The organism is Neobacillus sp. SRL179 (genome assembly GCF_984799095.1).
Window position 1 is genome coordinate 3,645,547 of the sequence record NZ_OZ481792.1, and the last position, 26,514, is coordinate 3,672,060.

General features: G+C 38.4%; 26 protein-coding genes and 1 other RNA gene. 8 read left to right on the forward strand and 19 right to left on the reverse strand.

Annotated features, from left to right (window positions below):
• Positions 1-437 precede the first annotated feature (437 nt).
• Positions 438-899 (reverse strand): DUF441 domain-containing protein, encoded by a 462-nt coding sequence (locus AC4E8C_RS18065; RefSeq protein ID WP_490208045.1) that lies wholly within the window; start codon positions 897-899, stop codon positions 438-440.
• 213 nt (positions 900-1,112) lie between these two features.
• On the opposite strand from AC4E8C_RS18065, the gene ytvI reads away from it, so the two are divergent.
• On the forward strand, positions 1,113-2,228 hold the full coding sequence (gene ytvI / locus AC4E8C_RS18070; protein WP_490208046.1) for a sporulation integral membrane protein YtvI: 1,116 nt from the start codon (positions 1,113-1,115) through the stop codon (positions 2,226-2,228).
• Between the two features lie 123 nt (positions 2,229-2,351).
• On the opposite strand, the gene pyk is transcribed toward ytvI, so the two are convergent.
• The 7 genes from pyk to dnaE all read right to left on the reverse strand — a co-directional run bounded on the left by pyk (position 2,352) and on the right by dnaE (position 12,952).
• Positions 2,352-4,115: a pyruvate kinase gene (gene pyk / locus AC4E8C_RS18075; RefSeq protein ID WP_490208047.1), complete on the reverse strand. Its 1,764-nt coding sequence runs from the start codon at positions 4,113-4,115 to the stop codon at positions 2,352-2,354.
• Between the two features lie 42 nt (positions 4,116-4,157).
• Positions 4,158-5,117, reverse strand: coding sequence for a 6-phosphofructokinase (pfkA, locus tag AC4E8C_RS18080; RefSeq protein WP_490208048.1), 960 nt, complete (start codon positions 5,115-5,117; stop codon positions 4,158-4,160).
• A gap of 303 nt (positions 5,118-5,420) precedes the next feature.
• Entirely contained in the window at positions 5,421-6,398 is a 978-nt protein-coding gene (gene accA, locus AC4E8C_RS18085) for an acetyl-CoA carboxylase carboxyl transferase subunit alpha (RefSeq protein WP_490208049.1), read from the reverse strand.
• Complete coding sequence (gene accD, locus AC4E8C_RS18090; RefSeq protein WP_490208050.1) at positions 6,383-7,270, reverse strand: acetyl-CoA carboxylase, carboxyltransferase subunit beta; 888 nt, start codon at positions 7,268-7,270, stop codon at positions 6,383-6,385. Before accD ends, accA begins: the two co-directional genes overlap by 16 nt.
• A gap of 197 nt (positions 7,271-7,467) precedes the next feature.
• Positions 7,468-8,094 (reverse strand): FadR/GntR family transcriptional regulator, encoded by a 627-nt coding sequence (locus AC4E8C_RS18095; protein ID WP_490208051.1) that lies wholly within the window; start codon positions 8,092-8,094, stop codon positions 7,468-7,470.
• Between the two features lie 8 nt (positions 8,095-8,102).
• On the reverse strand, positions 8,103-9,341 hold the full coding sequence (gene ystJ, locus AC4E8C_RS18100; protein WP_490208052.1) for an NADP-dependent malic enzyme: 1,239 nt from the start codon (positions 9,339-9,341) through the stop codon (positions 8,103-8,105).
• Between the two features lie 245 nt (positions 9,342-9,586).
• Positions 9,587-12,952 carry a DNA polymerase III subunit alpha gene (gene dnaE / locus AC4E8C_RS18105; protein ID WP_490208053.1) on the reverse strand — a complete coding sequence of 1,122 codons (3,366 nt, stop codon included), beginning with the start codon at positions 12,950-12,952 and terminating at the stop codon, positions 9,587-9,589.
• Between the two features lie 204 nt (positions 12,953-13,156).
• Here dnaE and ytrH point away from each other — a divergent pair, with 204 nt between their 5' ends.
• Together ytrH and ytrI are read left to right on the forward strand one after the other, a co-directional pair.
• Entirely contained in the window at positions 13,157-13,495 is a 339-nt protein-coding gene (gene ytrH / locus AC4E8C_RS18110) for a sporulation membrane protein YtrH (RefSeq protein WP_160723983.1), read from the forward strand.
• On the forward strand, positions 13,492-13,992 hold the full coding sequence (gene ytrI / locus AC4E8C_RS18115) for a sporulation membrane protein YtrI (RefSeq protein WP_490208054.1): 501 nt from the start codon (positions 13,492-13,494) through the stop codon (positions 13,990-13,992). The genes ytrH and ytrI overlap by 4 nt, the downstream gene beginning before the upstream one ends.
• A gap of 45 nt (positions 13,993-14,037) precedes the next feature.
• Here the strand turns inward: ytrI and AC4E8C_RS18120 are convergent, their stop codons facing one another.
• Positions 14,038-14,982: a DHH family phosphoesterase gene (locus AC4E8C_RS18120; RefSeq protein ID WP_490208055.1), complete on the reverse strand. Its 945-nt coding sequence runs from the start codon at positions 14,980-14,982 to the stop codon at positions 14,038-14,040.
• A gap of 89 nt (positions 14,983-15,071) precedes the next feature.
• On the opposite strand from AC4E8C_RS18120, the gene AC4E8C_RS18125 reads away from it, so the two are divergent.
• On the forward strand, positions 15,072-15,383 hold the full coding sequence (locus tag AC4E8C_RS18125) for a YtpI family protein (protein ID WP_490208056.1): 312 nt from the start codon (positions 15,072-15,074) through the stop codon (positions 15,381-15,383).
• Positions 15,384-15,486: 103 nt separating this feature from the next.
• On the opposite strand, the gene AC4E8C_RS18130 is transcribed toward AC4E8C_RS18125, so the two are convergent.
• The 3 genes from AC4E8C_RS18130 to AC4E8C_RS18140 all read right to left on the reverse strand — a co-directional run bounded on the left by AC4E8C_RS18130 (position 15,487) and on the right by AC4E8C_RS18140 (position 17,943).
• A complete protein-coding gene (locus AC4E8C_RS18130) occupies positions 15,487-16,806 on the reverse strand; it encodes a DRTGG domain-containing protein (RefSeq protein ID WP_490208057.1) in 1,320 nt (439 codons plus the stop codon).
• Between the two features lie 128 nt (positions 16,807-16,934).
• Positions 16,935-17,171: a hypothetical protein gene (locus AC4E8C_RS18135; protein WP_490208058.1), complete on the reverse strand. Its 237-nt coding sequence runs from the start codon at positions 17,169-17,171 to the stop codon at positions 16,935-16,937.
• A gap of 91 nt (positions 17,172-17,262) precedes the next feature.
• Positions 17,263-17,943, reverse strand: a complete 681-nt coding sequence (locus tag AC4E8C_RS18140) for a metal-dependent hydrolase (RefSeq protein WP_490208059.1) — start codon at positions 17,941-17,943, stop codon at positions 17,263-17,265.
• Between the two features lie 180 nt (positions 17,944-18,123).
• On the opposite strand from AC4E8C_RS18140, the gene AC4E8C_RS18145 reads away from it, so the two are divergent.
• On the forward strand, positions 18,124-19,221 hold the full coding sequence (locus tag AC4E8C_RS18145; RefSeq protein WP_490208060.1) for a M24 family metallopeptidase: 1,098 nt from the start codon (positions 18,124-18,126) through the stop codon (positions 19,219-19,221).
• A gap of 55 nt (positions 19,222-19,276) precedes the next feature.
• A non-coding RNA gene (gene ssrS / locus AC4E8C_RS18150) (6S RNA) lies at positions 19,277-19,472 on the forward strand.
• 73 nt (positions 19,473-19,545) lie between these two features.
• Here ssrS and ald read toward each other — a convergent pair.
• The 3 genes from ald to AC4E8C_RS18165 form a co-directional block, all read right to left on the reverse strand.
• Positions 19,546-20,664 carry an alanine dehydrogenase gene (ald, locus tag AC4E8C_RS18155; RefSeq protein ID WP_490208061.1) on the reverse strand — a complete coding sequence of 373 codons (1,119 nt, stop codon included), beginning with the start codon at positions 20,662-20,664 and terminating at the stop codon, positions 19,546-19,548.
• 157 nt (positions 20,665-20,821) lie between these two features.
• Complete coding sequence (locus AC4E8C_RS18160) at positions 20,822-21,190, reverse strand: hypothetical protein (protein WP_490212603.1); 369 nt, start codon at positions 21,188-21,190, stop codon at positions 20,822-20,824.
• Between the two features lie 201 nt (positions 21,191-21,391).
• Entirely contained in the window at positions 21,392-21,550 is a 159-nt protein-coding gene (locus AC4E8C_RS18165) for a hypothetical protein (RefSeq protein ID WP_490208062.1), read from the reverse strand.
• Between the two features lie 104 nt (positions 21,551-21,654).
• On the opposite strand from AC4E8C_RS18165, the gene AC4E8C_RS18170 reads away from it, so the two are divergent.
• Together AC4E8C_RS18170 and AC4E8C_RS18175 are read left to right on the forward strand one after the other, a co-directional pair.
• Entirely contained in the window at positions 21,655-22,107 is a 453-nt protein-coding gene (locus AC4E8C_RS18170; RefSeq protein WP_490208063.1) for a universal stress protein, read from the forward strand.
• Positions 22,108-22,229: 122 nt separating this feature from the next.
• Positions 22,230-22,544, forward strand: a complete 315-nt coding sequence (locus tag AC4E8C_RS18175) for an ABC transporter C-terminal domain-containing protein (protein ID WP_490208064.1) — start codon at positions 22,230-22,232, stop codon at positions 22,542-22,544.
• Positions 22,545-22,644: 100 nt separating this feature from the next.
• Here AC4E8C_RS18175 and AC4E8C_RS18180 read toward each other — a convergent pair whose 3' ends face one another.
• From AC4E8C_RS18180 to AC4E8C_RS18195, 4 genes are all read right to left on the reverse strand, one after another.
• Positions 22,645-23,157: a MogA/MoaB family molybdenum cofactor biosynthesis protein gene (locus tag AC4E8C_RS18180; RefSeq protein ID WP_490208065.1), complete on the reverse strand. Its 513-nt coding sequence runs from the start codon at positions 23,155-23,157 to the stop codon at positions 22,645-22,647.
• 1 nt (position 23,158) lies between these two features.
• Positions 23,159-23,995 carry an EcsC family protein gene (locus AC4E8C_RS18185; RefSeq protein ID WP_490208066.1) on the reverse strand — a complete coding sequence of 279 codons (837 nt, stop codon included), beginning with the start codon at positions 23,993-23,995 and terminating at the stop codon, positions 23,159-23,161.
• Positions 23,996-24,092: 97 nt separating this feature from the next.
• Positions 24,093-25,280 (reverse strand): acetate kinase, encoded by a 1,188-nt coding sequence (locus tag AC4E8C_RS18190; RefSeq protein ID WP_490208067.1) that lies wholly within the window; start codon positions 25,278-25,280, stop codon positions 24,093-24,095.
• Between the two features lie 239 nt (positions 25,281-25,519).
• On the reverse strand, positions 25,520-26,503 hold the full coding sequence (locus AC4E8C_RS18195; RefSeq protein ID WP_490208068.1) for a class I SAM-dependent methyltransferase: 984 nt from the start codon (positions 26,501-26,503) through the stop codon (positions 25,520-25,522).
• Positions 26,504-26,514: the final 11 nt, after the last annotated feature.

Genomic DNA, 26,514 nt, shown 5'->3' on the forward strand with positions numbered 1-26,514 from the left:
TTCCCCATTACTCCTTTAAACTGATAACTTACCGACTGTCCAGCCCCAGGGCAAATGACAGTGGCATCCATTACTCTTATGCTAGATAGGAAAGTTATATTTTCTTACCCGCAAATAATCCTGCTTTACTAACAGTACTGATTAAATGTCCAAGATGATTAATTGGAAGAATTGGCATAAAGCTGGCCCGAGCGTGGCTGTACTTCTACTCTACTGATCTATCCCCTTAGATTAACTGAGCGTTTGCTCGGAATCTGCACAAATAATGTTTATGCCTTTCATTACCAATGAATTAATTATTTTACAAAGTAATTAAGCATAAATATATGTTTTATGTAAAAAAAGGATACGCTTACAAGCCTATTATAAACAATTATCAGATTTTTGTGAATGAAAAGACGCTGAAAAATTCAAAAAAATATTATTTTACAAAAAATCTAACTGAAAAAATCAAAAAATTTCATTGCAGTATAGGCAATACCCGCACCAATTAATGGTCCAACAGCTACACCTTTAAAAATGGAAACAGATAATATTGTACCCAGAACAAGTGCAGTTGTTATATGAGGATCTTCAGCGAGCAGCTTCACACCCCCCTTTGCCAATAAAGCTACGAGAATCCCAGATAGTAGAGCTATCCAAGCAGTTGGTGTTTTAAATGCACCGGTTAAGTCCTTGAATCCTATTTCACCACTGGCAATCGGTGCCAAAACGGCAATGGTGATAATCGTTACACCCCAATTTATTCCTTTGGATTGCAAAAAGGAGAAAGCCTTTGCATCCAAGCCTCCGACCTTCAGCACGAGGAGAACTGCAATCGCAACCATTAACGAACTATTTTTAGCAATAAAGCCAATGACGAGCAAAAGTAAAAGGAACAATAATGATTGACTTACCATCCGTTTCACCCACCCTTTCCAAATTATATTAACATAGTATTAAAAAACGACTGAAATATATTACTATACCCACTTTTTTATGAAAACATGGTTCAATTATTCCATGTAGTGCAAGTAATATTTTTCAAGAATAAATCATTTAGGAAAAATCATGCTCTTTCATACATAAAATGGTAAACTAAAACTACCAATTGTTCTCAAGGAGGTCTGCTTTTGAATCCCAAGTACATATACCGAACTATACGATTTGTTCTGGTTATAGCGGCAGTTGTGTTAGTACTCTATACATTTTATTTTTTGTCTAAGATTACCTATCCTTTTTTAATTGGGTTGATCATTGCTTTTATGATTAATCCACTTGTTGACTTTCTTGAGAAAAAGGCAAAAATGCCTCGTGGACTTGCTGTATTCATTTCTTTAATCTTTATTTTTGCCTTATTTGCAGGGTTAATTACACTCTTAGTAGCGGAAATTGTCTCTGGAACCGCCTATTTAGCTACGGTTGTTCCAGCTCACCTTGATACTCTGATTACTTATATTGAAGATTATTTCACTGCTCAAATCATTCCACTATACAATCAATTAACTAGTGTATTTAATAAACTGGATGCTGGTCAAAAGGATACCATAATCGGCAATATCCAAAATGTCGGGACGAATGTGGGAACAACGGTTGGAACTTTTATTAAGAATCTATTTGGAAATATCCCAAATATCTTGTCTTGGTTTCCCAATGCGGCGACTGTCCTTATTTTTTCCTTATTGGCAACCTTTTTTATTAGTAAGGATTGGTACCGGTTATCAGCAATAGGAGGAAAACTTTTACCTGAGAAAGCAAAGACAAGCAGTAAATCTGTGTTTGTCGACTTAAAAAAGGCCTTATTTGGATTTATTAAAGCACAACTTACACTTATCTCCATTACAACCGTTATTATTTTAATTGGCTTACTAATACTTAGAGTAGATTATGCCATTACAATTGCTTTAGCAACTGGGATAGTTGACATTATTCCATACCTTGGTACAGGTGCTGTGTTTGTTCCTTGGATTATTTACGCTGCTATCAGCGGCAATACAGCCCTGGCAATTGGATTAGGTGTTCTATATCTTATTGTCCTTGTTCAACGGCAAATTATGGAGCCAAAGATTCTTTCATCAAATATAGGGCTTGATCCATTGGCAACACTAATTGCCTTATTTGTAGGTTTTAAATTAATTGGTTTTTTAGGATTAATTGTCGGTCCTGTTACCCTCGTCATCATCAGTACTCTTTATCGCGCAAATGTTTTCCATGATGTTTGGACCTTTATAAAAGGAAAAGAGGCATAATAAAACGTCAGCTCCTAACGGATGCTGACGTTTATTTTTGACAAATAAATTTTGACTTTAAGAAATGTCCAGCTCCAGCGCCCTAGCAGTTTCTGCTGACCAGGGCGCTTGCGCTTTTCTTAATTATAGAACACTTGCATGTCCATTATAGATAATACCTCTATTTGCATCGACTGTAATTTCTTGACCTTCTGTAAATAATTCTAAGGCTCGGTCAACTCCGACGATTACTGGAATGCTCAAGTTTAGACCTACAACTGCTGCATGGCTTGTTAAACCGCCTTCTTGCGTGATAAGTGCAGCACATTTTTCAATTGCCGGTACCATTTCACGATCAGATCCAATTGTAACAAGAATAGAGCCAGGTTTAACTTTGTCTAAGGCCTCTTGTGCATTGCGGGCAATAACAACCTTTCCAAAAGCAGATCTGCGGCCTATGCCTTGTGCCTTTGTAATGATATCGCCGACAACATGAATCTTCATCATGTTTGTTGTACCTGATTCACCAACAGGAACACCAGCGGTAATCACAACTAAATCTCCATGTTTGACTAGCCCGCTCTTTAAGCTTTCATCCACAGCATCCTCAAGCATTTCATCTGTTGTGGTTGCTACCCGTCCAAGTTGTGGATAAACACCCCAGACAAGCTGCAAACGACGGCAAACATGTTCGTTGGAGGTAACAGCAACGATGGAGGCTTCTGGACGATACTTAGAAATCATTCTTGCCGTATGTCCACTCTCAGTTGGCGTAATAATCGATTTAACTTCAAGGTTAATAGCAGTATGGGCAACAGATTGACCAATTGCATCCGTAATGTTGTGTTCGGTATCTTTGCTGCGGCTTGATAAGATTTCTTTATGATCTAATGCTGATTCAGCTCTTGAAGCAATATTATGCATGGTCTGAACTGCTTCCACTGGGTATTGACCCGCTGCTGTTTCACCAGAAAGCATAATAGCATCTGTTCCGTCAAAGATGGCATTGGCTACATCACTTGCTTCCGCACGAGTCGGTCTTGGATTTCGCTGCATAGAATCAAGCATTTGTGTAGCAGTAATAACTGGTTTTCCAAGGGCATTGCATTTTTTAATTAACATCTTTTGAACGAGTGGTACCTCTTCAGCTGGGATTTCCACACCAAGGTCTCCACGAGCCACCATTAATCCATCAGAGACTTCAAGAATTTCATCGATGTTATCAACGCCTTCTTGGTTCTCAATTTTAGGAATAATATGGATATGTGTAGCATTGTTATCTTCTAATAATTGACGAATTTCTAGAACGTCCTTTGCCCGGCGGACAAAAGATGCGGCAATGAAATCAATCCCTTGTTCTATTCCAAAAAGAATATCATTTGTATCCTTCTCCGTAATACCTGGAAGATTTACGGATACACCTGGAACGTTAACACCTTTTTTATTTTTTAGGGTACCACTGTTTAATATTTTTGTATGAATTTCATTCGCAGTTTTATTAATTCCCGTTACTTCAAGACCAATTAATCCATCATCTAATAGAATTTTTGAACCTACATGGACATCATCAATTAACCCAGGGTATGTCACTGAAAATTTATCAGTGTTTCCTTCTACTTCAGTCATGGAAATAATAATATTTTCGCCAGATGTCAATTCAATTGCACCGTTTTGCATATTATTTGTTCGAATTTCTGGTCCTTTAGTATCAAGCAGGATGGCAACGGTTTTACCTGTTTGCTTTGCTGCTTCACGGATATTTTGAATCCGGGCACCATGTTCCTCGAAATCACCGTGAGAAAAGTTTAATCTGGAAACGTTCATTCCAGCGTTTATTAATTGAGTTAGCTTTTCTACACTCTCACTTGCAGGACCTATGGTACAAACGATTTTTGTTTTACGTAGCATGCTTTTTTCCTCCTAAATTATAAAAAAGAGTATTGCTAAATCTTAAATGGATAATTCCTTGGATAAATTGAATAGGTTAAGATCTAATGTATGTTTTCTCTGAAGAGCCTCAATGATATCGTAATCTACTAACTGATTTTTTTCGATTCCTACTGCACGGCCGCCTTTACCTTCAATCAACAGTTCTACTGCTCTAGCTCCTAAACGGCTGGCAAGTACTCTATCGGCAGCGGTAGGTGATCCCCCGCGTTGAATATGACCTAATACAGAAACGCGTGTATCAAAGTTAGTGGCTTCTTGCAATTGTTTAGCAAACTCAACCCCACTGCAAACACCTTCTGCTACAACAATAATACTGTGCTTCTTCCCACGTTCTTTCCCTTTTAAAAGTCGGGCCGCAATATCCTTCATTTCATAGTTTTCTTCAGGAATCAAGATTGTTTCGGCTCCACCTGCAAGTCCTGCCCAAAGAGCGATATCTCCTGCATCTCGTCCCATTACTTCAATGACAAATGTTCTTTCATGGGATGTCGCCGTATCCCGGATCTTATCCAGTGCATTAATAACAGTGTTCAAGGCAGTGTCAAATCCAATGGTCTGCTCAGTCCCAGGTATATCATTATCAATGGTTCCAGGAACACCTACGCAAGGATATCCAAGCTCTGTTAAGGCCTTGGCTCCACGATAAGAACCGTCCCCGCCAATTACTACAAGTCCTTCAATACCATGGGCTTTTAATTGCTCAATCCCTTTGAGCTGTCCTTCTCTTGTTTTGAACTCTGGACAACGCGCAGACTGCAGCATAGTACCGCCACGGTGAATAATATCACCCACGGAACCGAGTTCAAGTTTTTTTATATTTCCGGACATTAATCCTGTATACCCGCCATAAATCCCATAAACCTCTAAATTATGAAAAATTGCTTTACGGACAACCGCGCGAATAGCAGGGTTCATCCCTGGGGAATCTCCGCCGCTTGTTAGTACACCTATTTTTTTCATGTATATCACCTCAATCTTAGAATCAAAAGCTTATGTACGATTTCATCAGTAAATAAGACAATAGCCATTACACAACTACCCTTTTATTATTAACATAAAACTTACGAATATTTATAAAATAACATGAAGAAATCCCCTTAACAACCGATTGATGTTAGTAATTACAATAGACGGAATAATTAGTGAACTGTAAGCGCTCTATATTGCCTTGCAACCGTTATCTTTTACTTTTTTTAGTATTTTTCGTGAAAAATTTGTGAACGAAAAAAATAGAAAAATCGTGCTCAAGAATGAGCACGATTCCTAATTTACCCCAATATAATCATTCATAACAGTATATTCGCCAATACTCCTGAATCGATTATAACGATCAGCAATTAATGCATCTTCTGATAGTTTAAGAAGCTGTTGAAGGGATGCTTTAAGAACCTTTTCTATTTCTTCAGCCTGCTTTTTAACATCCTTATGTGCTCCACCTCTTATTTCAGGAATGATATCGTCTATTATTCCTAGCTCCTTTAAGTCTGGGGCAGTTATTTTCATTGTTTCTGCTGCATTTTTAGCAAGGGCAGCATCCTTCCACAATATAGCAGCCGCCCCTTCAGGAGAAATAACGGAGTAAGTTGAGTTTTCAAGCATATAAATTCGGTTCCCCACTCCTAGAGCAAGGGCACCGCCACTGCCGCCTTCACCAATTACAATACAAATAACGGGTACTTTAAGACCTGCCATTTCAAAAAGATTTCGGGCAATCGCTTCACTTTGACCGCGTTCTTCGGCAGCTTTTCCAGGGTAAGCGCCTTTTGTATCGATAAAACAAATAATGGGGCGGTTAAACTTATCGGCCTGCTTCATAAGTCGTAAAGCTTTTCGATAGCCTTCAGGATGAGGCATCCCAAAATTCCTGCGAATATTCTCTTTTGTATCCTTTCCACGTTGGTGTCCGATGACTGTAACCGGTAAACCTTTGAATTTGGCAACACCACCAACAATTGCCTCGTCATCCCCAAAAGTTCGATCACCATGGCATTCAAAGAATCCTTCAAATAGGAAGGAGATATAATCAAGTGTTGTTGGTCTATTTGCAAGACGGGCAATTTGCACTCGATCCCATGGTTTTATATTTTCATATATATCCTTTTCTAACTTTTGAAGTCTAACTTCTAATTTTTTAATTTCCGAACTTAAATCAACATCTGCTGTTTTTGTGAACTCTTTTAATTCGCTGATTTTGTTTCTTAATTCCACAATTGGACGTTCAAATTCTAATTCTCCTGCCACTCGAGTTCACCTCCAGGTTGATGAATTTCTAAGAGATTTGTGATTTTATCAACTAAGTCAGTGCGTGCAATAATCGCGTCTAACTGACCATGTTTTAAAAGGAATTCAGCTGTTTGAAAATCCTCAGGTAATTCTTCACGAATGGATTGTTCAATGACTCTCCTTCCAGCAAAAGCAATTAAAGCCCCAGGTTCAGCAAAGTTATAATCACCTAAAGAAGCGAAACTAGCCGATACTCCGCCTGTTGTCGGATGGGTCATGATTGAAATAATTAACCCGCCATTATTACTAAACCTTTTTAGTGCAACACTTGTTTTTGCCATCTGCATTAAACTAATCGCGCCTTCTTGCATTCTTGCGCCGCCTGAGGCAGTAAAGATGATAAAGGGCAGTGAAAGTTCATCGGCTTTTTCAATTGCCAACGTTATTTTTTCACCCACTACTGAGCCCATACTGCCCATTCGGAACGAGGCATCCATAATGGCCAAAACGATCTTATGACCATTCACAGTCCCCATTCCAGTTACAACAGCCTCATTTAACTTACTTTTTTGCTTGTCCTTTTCTAATTTCTCGAGGTAATCTGGGAAATTAAGTGGATTAGTTGAAATCATTTCTTCATTTAATTCAACAAAACTGCCTTCATCAATAAAACTGTCTATTCTCTCTTGTGCACTCATTTGAAAGTGAAACTCACAATGCAAGCAGACCTTATTATTTTTTAATAATTCTTTTGTATACATTATTTTTTTGCATGAAGGGCATTTTGTCATAATTCCTTCTGGAACATCATTTTTAGCAGTTTCTGTGGGAATCGTTGCATACTTTTTCTTTTTTGGTTGATTCTTTGTAAAAAGATCTTTAAGCGCCAAAATTAAAACCTCCCTAATGTAACGCGACTTGCCAAACGGCAAGAATATCCATCTTTTACTATTTAGCAGTCTTTCTATCCCGTCTTCACTTCATACCTTTTCCTTCAAAAGTGGTCAGACCACTAACAGAATAAAAAATACCCTTTCCCCCAGGGCTTGTATAAAACCACTATAAAATAAAAAAAATTCAAAATCTGTTAGTATTTGTCGTTAAAGTCAGACAAATTTCGAAGTTTACAATAGGCAGATAGTGTTTTTGCCATATCCTTCTCTGCTAAGGCCTGTAACAAATTGAAATAGTCCTCCCGCTTGTAAACTACTCGATTAGCCTCAAGTGAATAATAATATTCCTTTAAGATCGACCAAATCCTTAAGAACAAGTGGTTATCCGCAATTACAATAATTTGCTGAAAAAACTTATCATCTGAAAAGTTGTCTGCTTTTTTAACCCAATCTTTTATACTCTCTACCTGCTGATTATCCACATTTTGAAGGGCTAAGCGAAGGCAATCCATCTCAATATAATTTTTTGTTTCAAGTACATCGTATTTTGCTTTATTATCCTGCAAAATAAATGTACTAAGAAGCTCGACAAGCTGGTGGCCGCGAAAATCCCGGATATACGTTCCTTCGCCTCGTCTAGTTTCGATTAAACCCAGCAATTCTAATGCCCTTAGTGCTTCCCGAACGGAAGAGCGCCCAAAATTCAGGCGCTCTGACAATTCCCGTTCTGAAGGGATTTTATCTCCAGTTTTTAATCCATCTAAGGTAATAATTTCTCTTAATTGTTTTACTATTTCTAAATATACTTTAGTATTGGTCACTTACCTAATCACTCACTTTTGCCAATAATCGCGAGTCTCTGCGTTTTTTCCTTCACATCTTCAGGGTCTACCTTAATGCGGGCTACACCTGTTTCCATTGCCGCTTTCGCCACAGCAGCCGCCACATTTGGAGCTACCCTTGGGTCAAATGGTGCTGGAATTACATAGTCAGCATTAAGCTCTTCCTCACTAATTAATCCAGCAATTGCTTCCACAGCAGCTACTTTCATTTTTTCGTTGATATGGGTTGCACGAACATCAAGTGCACCACGGAAGATTCCAGGAAAAGCGAGGACATTATTTACTTGATTAGGAAAATCAGAACGGCCAGTTCCTACAACTTTTGCCCCTGCTGCCTTTGCATCATCGGGCATAATTTCTGGATCTGGATTGGCCATAGCAAAAATTATCGAATCAGAATTCATTGACTCAACCATTTCTTTTGTTAGAGCTCCAGCAACCGATACGCCGATAAAGACATCGGCTCCTTTAATGACATCGGCAAGACTGCCTGTCAAGTTATCACGATTAGTAAACTTAGCCACTTCGGCTTTTACAGTGTTCATACCTTGCGGTCTGCCTTCATAGATGGCACCCTTTGTATCACACATAATAATGTCTCTAACACCATAGCTATATAAAAGTTTGATGATGGCAATACCCGCTGCACCTGCTCCGCTGGCAACCACTTTTATTTCTGTCATTTTCTTTCCAATAAGTTTAAGTGCATTTACAAGACCGGCAACCGTAACGATGGCTGTACCGTGTTGATCATCATGAAAAATAGGTATATTTGCTTCCTTCTTCAATCGTTCCTCAATCACAAAACAATTGGGAGCAGCAATATCTTCAAGATTTACTCCGCCAAAAGTTGGTTCCAATAATTTTACCGTTTCAACAATTTTGTCTACATCGGTAGTATTTAAACAGATTGGAAACGCATCTACTCCAGCAAAGCTTTTAAAAAGAACAGCCTTTCCTTCCATGACAGGAAGTGCAGCTTCAGGTCCGATATTACCAAGTCCTAAGACAGCCGTACCATCTGAAACAACTGCAACCATATTTCCCTTCATGGTATATTCATAAACTGTTTCTGGTTTCTCATAGATATCCTTACATGGCTCTGCCACACCTGGTGAATAGGCCAAACTTAAATCATGTGCATTTCGAACTGGCACTTTGGATTTCGACTCTAACTTTCCTTTATTAATTCGGTGCATATGTAATGCTTCTTCTCTTAAAGTCAAAACTTTCACCCCTCCATTAGAAAAGCTAAAAGCCCCTTGTCCAGAGTGACTAGCATAAGGCAAGCAACAAGAAGTTTGTTCTTTAACCTTCTCGTTTGAATGGTTTATTCCAGATCACCAAGGCACAGAGCTAAACAACTTTCTATATTTTTTATAATTAATTTAATAAATATCATAGTTGCAATAGTGGTCAGACCACGCTAGTCTCTTTACCACTATAACATATCTTCAAAAGTTGTAAAGAATTAATCTTTAAGAACAACATTTTTTGAACCGAGAAGTTTTCTTAATTGTGACAGCACTTCTGGGCTGGGATGGACATTATTTTCGGTCCCCAATTTGATGGTTTTATGACTCACCTCGTAATGCAAAATCACCTCTGAATTCCCTCTATTTCCCCTGATTATTTGATGTATTTTTTGTAAGATTTCCTCGTCCTGCTGATCAGTTGTTATTTGCAAATACAACATGGGGTGTTTTTCAGCGATTGTTTTTAACCAGCCTTCCAAATCAGATACCTGTTGGACAATAAACTGTAGTTTTCCTTCACGTTCTTCCATGTTTCCCTGTACGAGGACAAAATTCCCCTGACGTATGAAGGATTGAACTCTTTTATAAACATTCGGAAAGACAACGGCCTCCATTTCGCCGCTTGCATCACTTATTGTTAAAAATGCCATTGAATCCCCTTTTTTAGTTCTAATTGATTTCACTGCAGAAATATAAACACCAGAAGAAACTCTTTTATGGTTATTCTTAAGTTGATACAACAAATAGGCGCCGCTTCGTTTAAGTTTTTTTTCATAAATCGATATAGGATGGTCAGATAGGTAAAAGCCAAGTGCCTCTTTTTCGAAGAACAGCTTATTTTCAAGATCTATAGGGTCAACTTGAACATATTTCGGTTTTGGAATCATCTCATCGTCGAATAAGGCAAATTGGTTGGAATCATCTGGTTTAAAGATTTGAGCATGCTCGATTGCAACATCAAGACTCGCCAGCAGCACAGCACGATCTTCACCAAATTCATCAAAACACCCTGAATGGACAAGGTATTCCAGTGTTTTTCGGTTAATTATTTTTGAGGACACTCTAATACAAAAGTCAAATAAATCATTAAATTTCCTTGGTTTCCTTGCACGAAAAATCTCCCTTAAAACTGTAGCACCCACACTTCTAATCGCAGCCAAGCTATAACGGATCGCTCCGGATGCATCTGCTTGAAAGGAGTAGGCGCTATAATTAATCGACGGTGGTAAAATCGAGATATCCTTCTGCTTTGCTTCCATAATGTATTGAGCAATTTTCGTATCATTTCCAATTGCCGAAGTTAACAATCCTGCCATAAAATGGACTGGAAAATTAGCTTTTAAAAAGGCTAGTTGATAAGCAATCATACTATAGGCAACCGCATGGCTGCGATTAAATCCATAGTTAGCAAAACGGACAATTAAATCATATATTTCGTTAGCAAGTTCTTGCTTATATCCCTTTTTCAAGGCACCTTGTACAAAATGTGTGCGCTCTTGATCGAGTGCTTCCTTATGCTTTTTGCCAACTGCCCTTCGCAGCAAGTCTGCTTCACCAAGTGAGAATCCCGCCATTTTTGAAGCAATTTGCATAATCTGCTCTTGGTAGACTATGACGCCATATGTATCTCTAAGGATTGGCTCCAAATCTGGGTGAGGATAGTCAACAGGTTTTCTGCCATGTTTACGGTCAATAAAGAGCGGAATGTTCTCCATAGGACCGGGACGATACAAGGCATTTACTGCCACAATATCCTCAAATCTAGACGGTTTTAATCGTGTTAATACCTTCCGCATCCCCTCTGATTCAAGTTGGAAAATACCTGTTGTTTCACCCCTGGCTAATAAATCAAATGTCTTTGAATCTTCTAAAGAAATTTGTTTAATATCTACTTCCCTTCCAGTAGACCGATGAATGGAAGACAGGATGTTGTCAAGAAGTGTCAGGTTTCTGAGACCAAGGAAATCCATTTTAAGTAACCCAATCTCTTCAAGGTGTTCCATTGAATACTGCGTTAAGTAGATATGGTTCGATCCGCGTTGGATTGGAATTAAATCCACAAGAGGTTTCTCACTAATAACCACACCAGCAGCATGGGTGGAGGTATGGCGGGGCATACCTTCGAGCCTTAATGCTGTATCAAAAAGCTTGCGATTAAGCGGTGATTCCTCAATAAACCTTTTAAGCGACTCGGATTCATTATAAGCCGATTGAAGGTTAATCCCTATTCGGGGCGGTATCTGCCTCGATAAATACTCAAGCTCTTTTGTATTTAACCCAAAGGCCTTCCCTACATCTCTTAAGGCAGCTTTTGCTGCAAGAGTACCAAAGGTGACAATTTGAGCGACATGCAATTCCCCATATTTCTGAGCGACATATTCAATGACTTCATCACGACGGTTATCTGGAAAGTCAATATCAATATCAGGCATTGAAACCCGTTCAGGATTTAAGAAACGTTCAAACAAAAGATTATGATGAATGGGATCCACATCGGTAATATATAAAACATAGGCAACCAGCGAACCGGCCGCCGACCCGCGCCCAGGACCAGTTAAAATCCCTCTTTCCCGTGCATATCTCATAAAATCCCAAACAATTAAAAAGTAATTACTAAACTTCATCCGCTTGATTACTGTTAATTCAAACGACAAGCGGTCAAAATATTCCTGGCCTGGATTAGAAAAGCGTTCACGCAGACCTTTTTGACATAAACCCTCAAGATAATCCTCCGCCGCCAATCCATTTTCGGTTGGGTATGTAGGCAAATACGTCTTATTAAGGTCGATATTGATGTTACATCTCTTAGCGATCATAAGAGTGTTTTCTAGTGCTTCAGGGATTTCCGAAAAACACTCGACCATTTCCGCAGCCGTTTTTAAATAAAACTGATCGCTTTCTAGTCTTTCCCTATCGTCGTCTTGCAATTTATCGCCATTCTTAATGGCCAATAAACATTCATGTGCAAATGTATCTTCTTTCTCTAGGTAATGAACCCTATTGGTTGCAACAAGAGGCACATTCACCTCTTTTGAAATGGTAGGCAGCATCCTCAATAGTTTCTTCTCTTGTTCAAGTTGATGATTTTGAATAGAAAGATAAAAATTACCATGTCCGAAGACTGTTTTATGTTTGTTAATTAGGTTTTTAGCTAATTCATCATGACCGTTTAAAAGCGATTGTTCAATTTCCCCTTCTATTCCAGGCGTAATCGCAATTAGTCCCTCCGAATAATGTTTTAACCATTTAAATGGGATGCCATTATCAACCTTCGTTTGAACTGCACTGGATATTTTCAATAGATTTCTATAGCCATTCTCATTTTCCGCCAATAAAACAAGTGGAAAGGCTTCATTCGGGGAATGTTCACTTTCTACATCAACCGTTAATCCAATAATCGGATTTACATGATTCTTTTTACATTGCTTATAAAATTCAATTGTTCCGTACATGACATTTCTGTCTGTTAAGGCAAGGCTAGAAAAACCTTTTCTTTTTGCATTTGTTACTAACTCTGAGACAGATGCCGTACTTGTCAGCAAACTATAAGCACTATATACGTGAAGGTGAATAAAAGACATAGCGTCACACCGTTCCTTAAACTTAATATCTATTATTTATTATAGTGGTTAACGCCAAAAAAGGAAAATATGTTCTTATTTTTTTGGACATCAGCTAAGGCGAGATCATTACATAATACTAACTTCCAAAACATAATCATGACCCTTTGTCCATATATATGGAAATGAAGGTATTTAATCCTGTGTATGAGGGCGGTTAAAGGTATGAAAGAAATCGGTTTTTTCCCGGCTTTTATTGAGAGCTACTTTATTGCATTAGGAGTTGTCCTTGGCGGTTCCTTAATTGGTGGAATTGCCTCATTTTTAACCGGACAACCACCACTTACTACCGTCTACCGTTTGTCCTCAGCGCTGCGAATTTGGGCAATTGTCTCTGCTATCGGCGGAACATTTGATGCGGTTTACACGTTTGAAAGGGGCTTATTTAATGCGGATACCAAGGATTTATTCAAACAATTATTATTAATTCTCTCTGCCTTAGGCGGCGCCCAGACAGGAGCACTCATCATTAACTGGCTTACCCAGGAGCATATTTCATCATGAGAGTCCCCTCATTGTATCGAAGACCTGGGAGGCAGCGTTTTTTTGCAGGAATGGCTGTTGGCGGTGCGGTAAGCTGGTGTATCTTTTTATATATTTACGGTGTTTTTCAGGAGGAGAATACGGAATTAATCAGGAAGCAGCAAGAGGATATCGTTGACCTAAATAATGAGAAAAAGATATGGCAGGAAGAATATAAACTATTGAACAAGCGGAATATTGAACAACTGACGGTTCAGAAGATTAATATTAAAATTATCAACTCAGAAAAATATAAACTAGACTCTTTAAGTGTCCTTGAGACAGAAAACTCTGTTCGTGATGACATCAGTATGATGCTGGCGAAGGATTTAGAGACTGTATATAAAAGCAAGGATTTGCTAAAGAAAATCATTGAACACAAACCAGTAAAAATCAATGATAAAAGATACAAATTAAACGTCAAAGAAATGATTATTTATACCAACTTAACGATTCAATTAGAAATTAGCTTTGAGTAAACGGCCCACAGTTGGGCCGTTTTCTCTTTTTAGAAAGAATTTACGTTACTTTAGATAGTTTTCACAAACTTCGTTTAGTTCCTTTATGACATTCGGCACTTCATCCCATGAATAAATGGATGCCCCAGAAGCTAGTGGATGGCCGCCGCCATTAAAATTTTTAGCCACTCCATTGATAATTGGTCCCTTTGAACGAAGACGCACGCGAATTTGATGATCTTCCTCAATGAAAAAGACCCATGCAAGGATTCCTTTCACATCACCTAATGTACTTACTAGTAAAGAGGCTTCTGCAGGCCTTGCATCATATTTCGTTAATAAATCCTTGGTAATTTTTACAAAAGCTACACCATTTGACTGAAGCTCAAAATTTTGAAGAATATAGCCCTGTAATTTTATGATCTTTGGGTCAAGCTCATACATACGGTTGAACAGTTCAGTGCGGGAAAAATTGTAGTGAATTAACTCCCCAGCATAAGCAAAAGTTTTTTCTGTTGAACTAGGATAAAGAAATCTTCCCGTATCCCCAACAATCCCTCCAAATAAAAGTCTTGCTGCTTCATCATTCATTTTTAAACCTTTATCTTTACCATTTAAGTAAAATTCATAAATCATTTCACTGCATGAGCTTGCCGTAGTATCCACCCATAATAAATCTCCATAAGGATCTTCATTGGGATGATGATCAATTTTTATAAGTTTTTCTCCCAATGTATAACGTTTATCACAAATTCTCTCTGCATTAGCCGTATCACAAACAATAACCAAAGCTCCTTTATAGACTTCATCTTCAATACAATCAAGTCTGCGCATGAAATTTAAGGTTGGCTCCTCCTGACCCACAGCATAGATATTTTTTTCAGGATATGATTCTTGTAAAATCGCAACCAATCCACCCTGCGACCCATAAGCATCTGGATCGGGACGGACGTGACGATGAACGATAATGGTTTCGTATTGTTCAATTGCTGTTAAAATTTGATCAATCATGGACAATGCTCCTTAAAGAACCAATAATGGCTTTTTTTTAAAATACACGTTAAAATAATAGAAGATTTTTAGAACTTGGAGGACCTATTATGTTTGTACTAGTTGTCTTAGTCGTTATTTCATTTGCTTTTTATTTATTTTATAAAACAAAATACATTAGAAGCAACCGTCAAGTTGAAAAGAAATGGCTTTCAGCAAAATCTAATATTGCCTTGGGCCTTTTTGTTTGTTTATTTGGTGTTAATCACCTAATCTTCATTTCTGAAACCAGCACATCATACATTATTGCAGCAATTTTTACTATTTATGGTGCCGTATTCAGCTGGATTGGTTTTAAAAAATATAAACATTACCTTCCATTTGCCATTGAGGAAGCCAATAGTTTCGATGCCCAAAAATAAAATTAAGCCGCTCCACTAATAGGAAGCGGCTTAATTTTATTGATTACAATCTAGATTCAGTGCAAGCGTCAATGTACTTCGGCTGCACAAGTGCTTGCCGCTTTTAACTTCTATCAAGCAGCTGACACATCATCATCGCTTTACCAACTAGAATCCCCTCATTAAAAACTTCTACATCCACTTTACCAAACTTGCGTCCAACTTCCAGTACTTTAGGGTATATTTCTAATTTACTTTCCATTTGTACCGGTTTAAAAAAGTAGATGGTCATGTTTTCAACAACTAAGTCACCTTTTTTATAGCTTCGCAAAATCCGATTGGCTGCATCCGCGACAATAGTGGTGAATACACCATAGGAGATGGTTCCAAGCTGGTTTGTCATTTGCGGTGTTACTTCGCAGGTGTAGACCTCTTCTCCCTTAGACTTTCCCTGCATTAGCACTAATTGATTTGTAACAATATCATCAATCGTTTCCCCCACTTGTGGCTGACGTTGATTCATTTGCAGTGCCTTCAACACATCTTGACGGCTGATAATCCCTTCTAATCGATTGGAATCATCTGCAACCGGGAGAACTTCTATCCCTTCCCAGACCATCGTATGTGCGGTGGAGGCTACACTCGACTTACCATTAACAGTCATCGGATGTTTGGTCATAATTTTTTCAATTGGAGTTTCTAAATTTTGGCCCAATATATCCTTGCTTGTGACCATACCTTGAATTTTTAAATTTTGATCTACAACGGGATAGCGGCTGTGAGCTGTTTTTTGATTAAACTCATGCCATTTGGATACTGTATCTGTTGTTTTTAAATAAAAGGTATTAGCAAGTGGTGTTAAAATATCTTCAACTAGAATAATTTCCTTTTTGATTAATTGGTCGTAAATAGCTCGGTTAATCATCGTTGCCACAGTAAATGTATCATAACTTGTGGAGATGACAGGTATTTCTAGTTTATCTGCAAGCTTTTTAATATGTTCTTCTGCATCAAATCCACCCGTAATCAGTACGGAGGCTCCTGCTTTTAAAGCTAGTTCATGTGCTTGTGTCCTATTTCCGACAATTAACAGGTTCCCAGCTTCTGTGTACCGCATCATGGCTTCAAGTTTCATGGCACCAATGACAAATTTATTGAGGGTTTTATGCAAACCCGTCCTTCCGCCTAGAACTTGCCCATCCACAATATTAACAACTTCGGCAAATGTTAGCTTTTCAATATTTTCTTTCTTTTTCCGTTCAATTCTTATCGTGCCTACTCTTTCAATTGTACTAACATACCCTTTATTTTCGGCTTCTTTAATCGCCCGATAGGCCGTACCTTCACTTACGGTCATCGCCTTGGCGATTTGCCGCACTGATATTTTTTCCCCAATCGGAAGTCCATCAATGTATTGCAAAATTTGTTCATGCTTTGTAGCCAAGACCTTCACCCTTTTATGTTTGAATTCCAATTCACCCGGTCACATATTAACCTGAATTATATCTAAGTTCCATTATAGAGGGTTAAAAGCCTTGATTCAATGCGGATTCTCACATTGTTGTTTATTAATCAGTAATAAGAACGCGACTTTTTCTTTAATTGCTTCGCATGGATTTTTGAAACATGTTTTTTAGGACTATAAAGAAGCCCCGTCAAATTTCCCGCAATCACGAACAAGGCAAACACTAGCCATGCGACTGAAAACAACCCTTGAGCTCCATCCAGATTAATTGATAATCGCGGGACCGCAAAATAAAGCATAAAACCGCACAGCAGCAAGCAAAGTAAATATCTGTTCTTCTTCAAATTTTTTTCCTCCCTTAAATACTGCAATGAACTGCTTGTTTCATCTTTATGCATAATGGAGGAGAAAAAGTATTTGTATCACTATGAACATCTAAATTTCTATATATTCACCCGGAGCCAGCACTTTTCCATTTTTCTCTTCAAGCCTCTCAATAAATTTGTACGGATCCTGTTTAATTGGCGGGAATGTGTTGAAGTGAATCGGAACAACCGTCTTGGCCATTAACCATTTAGCTGCATATGCCGCATCCTCTGGACCCATCGTAAAATTATCGCCTATTGGTAAAAAGGCCACATCAATCGGATGGCGTTCGCCAATCAATTTCATGTCAGAAAACAGTCCTGTATCGCCGGCATGATAAATGGTCTTGCCTTCATTACTGAACAAAATCCCTGTCGGCATTCCACAATAAATAATTTCATTCTTATCGGTAACATAACCTGAGCCATGAAAGGCTTGTGTCAATTTAACTGTTCCAAAATCAAATTGAAAAGATCCTCCGATATTCATTCCATGGGTTTTAACTCCATGCCAACTGAGGAATGTGGTAAGGTCTGCATTGCCAACCACTAAGGCATTGTGCTTTTTAGCCAGCTCCACTGTATCACCAACATGGTCGTTATGCCCGTGGGAAAGGATAATCACATCAGGTTTTACATCATCCACTTTTAAGTCAGTTAATTGGTTACCGGTGATAAAAGGATCAATTAGAATGGTTTTGCCTTGCGTGTGAATTTGAACTACAGAATGTCCATGATAAGATACTTTCATTTAAACTAACTCCTCTCAGATTGTCATACTATGTACTTCCATATAAATTTAATAATTCCTTCTACATTTATACCCATAACACTCCCATTTTAGTTCACACTAAGGTGTGATAGTTTACATTTTTTCATATTATTGATACTCTCAATTTGGTTTTAATTATATAAAGGGGGCTCCCTGCACATGAATCAACGATTGGTAAAGTTGCAAACATGGATGAAGGAAAACAATATTGAAGTAAGTTTTCTGACTTCTACAGAAAATGTATTTTATTTGAGCGGTTATTATACCGACCCGCATGAAAGATTGCTTGGTCTTGCTGTTTTTCAAGAAGAAGAGCCGTTTCTAATCTGCCCGGCAATGGAGGTACACGATGCAAAACGCTCAGGCTGGAATTATGAAACAATTGGCTATAGTGACATCGATGATCCATGGGAGATGGTATTACAAGCGATTACGAAGCGAAATAAGCGTGTTACAAAGGCAGCGATTGAGAAAGAACATATGAATGTGGAGCGGTACGAACAACTTTTAAGGTTATTCCCAAATGCATCCTTTGTTTCTGCTGAGGAAAAATTACGTATGCTTCGAATGATTAAAGATGCGAATGAATTGAAAATCATCGAAGAGGCATGTGCACTTGCGGATTATGCAGTTGAATTCGGTGCTAGTGAAATTAAAGAGGGCAAGACAGAGCTTGAGGTCCTAAATGCCTTAGAGTACGCTCTTAAACAAAAGGGCGTAACGGAAATGTCGTTCTCAACCATGGTGTTAACTGGTGCAAATGCTGCTTCCCCTCACGGCAACCCGGGGGAAACGAAGATTCATAAAGGTGATCTCGTCCTATTTGATTTAGGTGTAGTGGTTGACCGCTATTGCTCGGATATCACAAGAACAGTTGCATATGGGGATATTAATGACAAACAAAGAGAAATCTATGAGACTGTATTAAAAGCTCAACTTGCTGCCATTGAGGCAAGTAAGCCTGGGGTTAGTGCGGCTGAAGTTGACCTCACGGCACGCAGAGTTATTTCTGACGCAGGGTATGGCGAATATTTTCCACACCGCTTAGGACATGGTCTCGGCATCAGTGTTCATGAGTACCCATCCTTAACTGAGACTAATCAGCTGTTGCTTGAAGAAGGTATGGTCTATACAATTGAACCAGGTATATATGTACCAGACGTTGCTGGTGTCCGGATTGAGGACGACATTTATATTACTGCGGATGGGGCTAAAATATTAACCAAATTTCCGAAAGAACTTCAAATCATAAAATAAGTAATCTGGAGTTTTTTTACATTGAACTCGACGAGGATTTGGTGTATTATACTAATACAAGCTGCGTTGTACGTATCCATAATAAAGTTTTAACCTTTAAGCTGTAATAGGGAGTTTAAACATCGAAACCGGAATGACAAGCCTCTGTCTATATGACATGGAGGACATGCAGAAAGGTTTCTGAAAACACCCACTTTGAGGAGTGGTGGTTTAAAACTTTCTTATCTTACTACGGCAAATGCGGCTGCATATTAGTATTTTAAACCAGCTCTTTGCAGCTGGTTTTCTATTGTAAAAAAAGAAGAGGGCAGCCCTCTTCTTTTTTTATTTTCCTAATAACGACTTTGCATCTGAGAAATTCAGGCCATGTGCTTCTGCGACGGCCTGATATGTTACAAAGCCTTCAAGTGTATTAATCCCTTTTAGTAGTGCTTCATTTTCAATACATGCTTTTCGAAGGCCTTTATTTGCGATTTGAACGGCATATGGAACTGTCACATTGGTTAAAGCAATGGTTGATGTCCTTGGTACAGCACCTGGCATATTGGCAACAGCATAATGAACAACACCATGCTTTACATAGGTCGGATGGTCATGTGTGGTAATTCTGTCAGTGGTTTCAAAAATCCCGCCCTGGTCGATGGCGATATCGACAACGACACTACCCGGCTTCATCGCCTGAATCATTTCTTCCGTCACGAGCTTTGGTGCCTTTGCACCTGGAATCAGAACTGCTCCAATAATTAAGTCGGAGTCTTTGACCGCTTCGGCAATATTGTAGGGATTAGACATTAAGGTGGTAATATCGGTTCCAAAAATATCATCTAATTGACGAAGACGTTCTGGATTAACATCTAAAATGGTTACTTTTGCGCCAAGTCCAATCGCCATTTTTGCTGCATTTGTTCCTGCAACCCCGCCGCCTATAATGGTCACTATTCCTCTTTGCACACCTGGAACACCTGAAAGAAGAATCCCCTTACCGCCATGGACTTTTTCTAAAAATTGTGCACCAATTTGTGGAGCCATCCTCCCGGCAACCTCACTCATTGGGGTCAACAAGGGCAGACTTTTATTTGCTAATTGAACGGTTTCATAAGCAATCCCTGCTACTTTATGATCAATTAATGCTTTGGTTAATTCCGGTTCAGGCGCTAAATGTAAATATGTAAATAAAATCAACCCTTCACGGAAATATTGATATTCGCTAGGCAATGGTTCTTTTACCTTCATGACCATATCCATTGACCATACTTCCCTTGCTGTTTCTACTACCGTTGCCCCTGCAGAACGATAATCATCATCCAAAAAACCGGAGCCCGCTCCAGCTCCCTTCTCGATTATGACCTGATGGCCGAATTTTACAAGGTTTACGACTCCGGATGGTGTCATTGCTACCCGGTTTTCATTATTTTTTATCTCTTTAGGTACCCCAATCCGCAATGTAATTCCCTCCATTTGTTTTTCATAAGAAAGTACTGATAATACTAATATATCCACAATTTTGGAAAATGTACCCATAATTCAATAAGGTTTGAACCAATATTATCCCCACCAGACAAATATGAGCTTTACCACAATAGGCAAAGCTCTCAAAGGGTTAATACCAAGGATAATATGGATAGCCGTAATATGGATATCCGTAATATGGATATCCAAAACCATAACCATATCCATAATAAGGAGCTGTTAGTAACGCGCCTGCAGCTAACCCACCTAAAAATGGTAATCCAAATCCTAATCCAAAACCAAATGGTCTACCAAAACCGAACCCAAACGGGCGTCCAAATCCCCCAAAGCCAAATCCCGGACGGCCAAATCCTCCAAATCCGAATCCAGGGCGTCCGAATCCTCCAAACCCAAATCCTGGACGGCCAAATCCTCCAAAGTGCCCAAAACCGCCGCCAAAATGACCAAAGCCATGGTGAAGCCTTTCATCCTCTGGGTTAATTCCATATTGTACATCCATGTTAGTCGGCATGACTGTATTCATGTTCTTCCTCCTCATTTCTAATTGAACGGCACAATAAAGAATATGCCATTGGGAGGAAAGTTCTTGGGTTAACGCCCTTAGGCTCATTATTTTTAAGGATAGATGACTAGTACCAGTCCTTCTCTACATATAAAAAGGGCTGCCCCAAGTAGACAGCCCTAAAAATAATATAAACCTTTATTCCTCTACTGCGGCAAAATCATCGCTATCTGCAAGAGCAGTTCCTTCTCCGATAAAACCACTGTTGTAGGAGTTCATTATTTGTTGACTTACTTCATTTACACCATGATCGTTAAATTCAAAAGAATATTTCTTATTTGGATCCAGTTTCATCACCTATCAGATCCCCTTTCAATGTAAGTTACTCCATTATTGTTCGAAAAATTGCAACAGTTATTCCTTGTTAAATATTGTATAATAAAGGCAAGGAGATGATAATCATGGGACTCAAATATCAAAATATTTTAGTCGCAATTGATGGATCAAAAGAGGCTGATTGGGCATTTCAAAAGGGTGTAGAAATTGCTAAACGGAATCATGCTCGCCTGTTGTTAGTTCATGTGATCGACACAAGGTCATTTGCATTAATAGAAGCTTACGACACGGTCATTGGTGATAGGGCCGAAAAACTGGCAAAAGATATGTTAGAAAATTACCAAAAACAAGCTGTCGAGGCAGGATTAACAGATGTTCAATACGAAATTGAATTCGGCTCTCCTAAAATAAGAATTCCTAGAGATTTGGCCAAAAAGCACAAAGTAGATTTAATCCTCTGTGGGGCAACAGGAATGAACGTTGTGGAAAGATTTTTTATCGGAAGTGTTTCAGAACATATTACTCGGTATGCCCCATGTGATGTACTCATTGTCCGTACGGAAAAAGACGCCGAATAACTTTAAAATATTAAAGCACGGAGCCCATGCTCCGTGCTTTTTCTTTCCCCTACTAATTATTCATGACCTATTTACGAATCTATAGTAAAATAAAAACAATATCTAAGCATGGAGGCAGCGAAATGATTGATCATTTTATTTTTAATAAACGGCTCGGAATTTTAGTTCCGGATTTAACTTTTGATTGGGATGAGCACAGTCAGGAGACACAACAGTATATTTTATATCATTGGGAACAAATCCGTGGTTCTATTCCTGACCGAATAGCTGAACTCGAACAAGAGATAAATCAAAAACAGGCCCAGCTTTCTGATGAAAGTGACTTTCCTCGTTCATGTCAATTGAATTCAGAGATAGCCGACCTTGCTTCCATTATCAATGACTTATGGCTATGGTACCGTTCGAATCAAACTCTTACTACAAAACAGCATCAGTAACGAGTATGTTACAAAGGGTCTGACCCTTCGCTTAACTTCAATTTATCATATAAAAGTTTTTGAGGGGTCTGGGCACTTTGTTTTAGGACATGCTTCTATTTTATAAGTCCTTTTTAATTTCCCTTACAACATGCCCGATCTCGGGGAGGATTAATTTATTCATCGCCAGTTTAACTGCACCAGAGGAGCCAGGAGTGGAGAATACTGCTTTATCTTTAACTACCCCGGCAATTGCTCTAGAAAGAATTGCAGCTGACCCGATATCTTCTTGAAAGCTTAACATCCTGAACAATTCACCAAAGCCAATAATTTCTTTATCCAGCATACTTTGGACAGTCTCAATAGTTACATCTCGTTTAGCGATTCCTGTACCGCCATTTGTCAGAATCACATCAATATCCTCTCGCTCACAGCCTTTTAGTATTTCATCATAAATAGGCTGTCCCTCATCCTTCACAATACAGTAGTCTGCAACGGTATGTCCAGCTCCCTCTAGCATCTCAATCATAAGTCTGCCACTTTTGTCAGTTACTTGATCCCGAGTATCACTAACAGTAATGACCTTACATTTCACCGTCTTTGGTGCTTCTTTCTTATGTTCTTGCGTGCTCATCCTAAATCTCCTCTTTTTCTTTTAGATAGCGAAGCTGATAATACTTATGGGCAAATTCGGTTACTTTTCGTGTTAATTGATAATTAACACTTGCTCCGACGGCCATACTGACCAATGGAATTCCCTGAATTACCTTTCTTCTAAACAATGCAATCACCATTGCTTTTAATATTTGTTGAACAGGTTGTTCAAGCCATGTGATATCCGTGATTTCATCTTTGCCCTCATAAAAGTAAAACTCACCATTTCCCTCTAATTCAGCCATTAAGGATGTCCATCCCTCTTTTTGAATTCGCGGCGGCAATGTTGCGATATGAAAGACTTTTAATGATGTCATCATTTCAAATGGAGTATTAATTTCAAAACCATAGGTCATTGCTATTAATTGGACAACTCTTAAATTAATGACAGCCATTGCTGGGATATCTGTACCCAGCAGCAGCATGCCGCCCGTTCCTGCAAGTCCGCCTTGAGTAAAAGAATAAAACCGATGTCTGGCTATTTGCTGTTCTGCTATGTATTGTAATTGGTCAATGTCCAATTTCTTTAAGTCTGTTATTGTTTCTAAATCTGAACGAAAAATCCTCCCTGATGAAAGAATCCGTCCCTTTGCATCCATTTGGAGTTGCGAGCCTTGAATGAAACTATGTAAATGAAATAGCCAATTATCAATTACCGAAAAAAATTGCTTTTGTACCTTATTTGGCAATAATGAAAAAGAACGTTCCAAATATTTTTCATATGTTAATTGAAAGTCATTGGCTTCATAATCTAACAAGTTTTGTTCCCATAACCGAATTCCATTCATTACAATTGTTTCCCGTTCTGTCAATGGCATCAATACCCCTCCTTCACACTCTCTATTCAAGTATATCACAAAGAAATTGTCAAAAAAAAAGCAAAAGCCATTTAAATAGCTTTTGCTTTCTTTACTATTATTTAGCTAATCTTAAGACGTCACGAGCAATCATGACTTCTTCATTAGTTGGAATAATCATGACTTTTACTGGTGAATGAGGATAGTTAATAAATGCTTCCTCACCTCTTACTTTGTTTAAAGCTGGATCCCAATAAACACCCATAAATTCAAGACCTTTTAATACACTTGCTCTAATTGTATCACTATTTTCACCGATACCTGCTGTGAAAATAATCGCATCTACACCATTCATGCGGGCCGCATAAGAACCAACATATTTATGAATACGGTTGGCAAATACATCTAATGCTAATTGAGCCCGTTCATTTCCCTTATTTGATTCCACTTCAATATCTCTCAAATCACTTGAAAAGCCAGAAACTGCTAACATACCGCTCTTTTTGTTTAAAACTTCTAGCACTTCATCAGCATTTTTTCCTGTCTTTTCCATGATATATGGAATTAAAGCAGGGTCTATATTTCCAGAGCGAGTCCCCATTGTTACCCCTGCAAGTGGTGTAAAGCCCATGGAGGTATCAATGGATTTTCCACCTTCGATCGCTGCAATACTTGCTCCATTTCCTAGGTGGCAAGAAATTAACCGAAGCTGCTCAACAGGACGTCCTAACATTTCAGCAGCACGTTGGGATACATATTTGTGGCTTGTTCCATGGAAACCGTATTTACGAATACCATAATCTTTATAGTATTCATACGGTAGGCTATATAAGAAAGAACTTTCTGGCATCGTTTGATGAAATGCCGTATCAAAAACAGCGACTGCTGGTACGTTTGGAAGTACACTCATAAAAGCTTTAATTCCTGTAAGGTTGGCAGGATTATGCAGTGGAGCTAGTTCTGATAATTCTTCGATTTTATTTAAAACTGCCTCATTGATGACAGCTGAATCATTAAACGTTTCTCCTCCGTGTACAACACGATGGCCAATTCCTTCAATTTCATTTAATGACTTAATAATACCAAGAGTAGTTAATTTATCTAAAAGCATCTTTACAGCAACTTCATGGTCTGGAATATCACTAATTTCCTGAACCTTTTTTCCGTCCACGGTAATATTAAAAACTGAATCTTTCAGGCCAATTCTTTCAATTAGACCTTTTGTAATAACTTCTTCACTTGGCATTTCAAACAATTGAAACTTCAAGGAAGAACTACCTGCATTAATGGCAATAATTTTTGGCATTTAGTAAAACTCTCCTTTTATATAACAACTATAATTTAAATAATTTTTTGTAGTACAACACTATTTTGTGCAAACCACCACTATTTATTTCCCTCATTTCTTAGTTTACTCACTGTTTATAAGTCATTACAAGGGATTATTTTTATGATAACGTTTCCAATCAAAATGTTCATATTTTCACAAAATTCCTTATCTTTATTTCCAAAAAAAAAGGATAAAACCGGAGAAGTAACCCAGTTTTATCCTTTGTTTTCTTGAAACCATTTTTCCATTTTAGTTAAAATCTTATCTACCTCGAATGCATTGGAAAGACTCGGTAAATTAACTAGTAATGCTTGCTTTGGAGGCCGGACATCTTCACCCGTTTTTTGCAAAATTAAAATACTCTTTGCTGACCCCTTGCTCTTAAACATACTGGTTGGTAATTGAAGAAGTCCTTGAATAAAGAGATTTTCTTTAATAAATTCATGAAGCTGGGCTGCCTGATCACTTTCAAAGAGGCCATTGGGAACGAGGAGAAACAAATATCCCCCTGGAACAGTATTTCGAACACTCTGTTCAATGAACAAATGATGCGAATACGAGTGTCCTTCCTGCGCCATAAGTTGATAGTCTGCTGCTCGCACGTCATTTGGATAGTAACCAATTGGTAAATCTGCTATCACAGCGTCTACTGGTTCAATAAATAACGGCTCTAAGCTATCCTGATTAAAGAATTGAATGGGATGACCTTGTAAATTAGCATTAATATAGGCAAGCTTAATGAGTAAATCGTCAATTTCCACTCCAATAGAGGTGATTTCTTTGTTTATATGATTTAGTACGGTGGTTAATAAATTTCCTGTCCCGACAGCAAGGTCTAGCAAACGGAATGATGACTGTTTTATAAACCTTTCGACTAAATAACCCATTAACATTCCAACTGTATCCGGCGTCATTTGATGGTTGGGCTGCACATTTTCCTTCATGCCTTTTAAGATAACAAGCTGATAAGCTTTACGTATTTCCTCATTCGAATAGTCAAGCCTTCCGATCTCTTCATATTGTTTCTTTAATCGTTTTACTGTTAACTCACTTAATTCATTTTGGAGTATGGCCCCTTGAAATAAATTCTCCCCTGTTTCGGCAAGTGCCTCGAGGAAACTGCAGGATAATTCCTCTTGTAATATAAGTGCTGTTTCATTGAATAATGTAAAAAGTTGTTCAACCGGAGAAATTTTCATCGTTCTCCTCC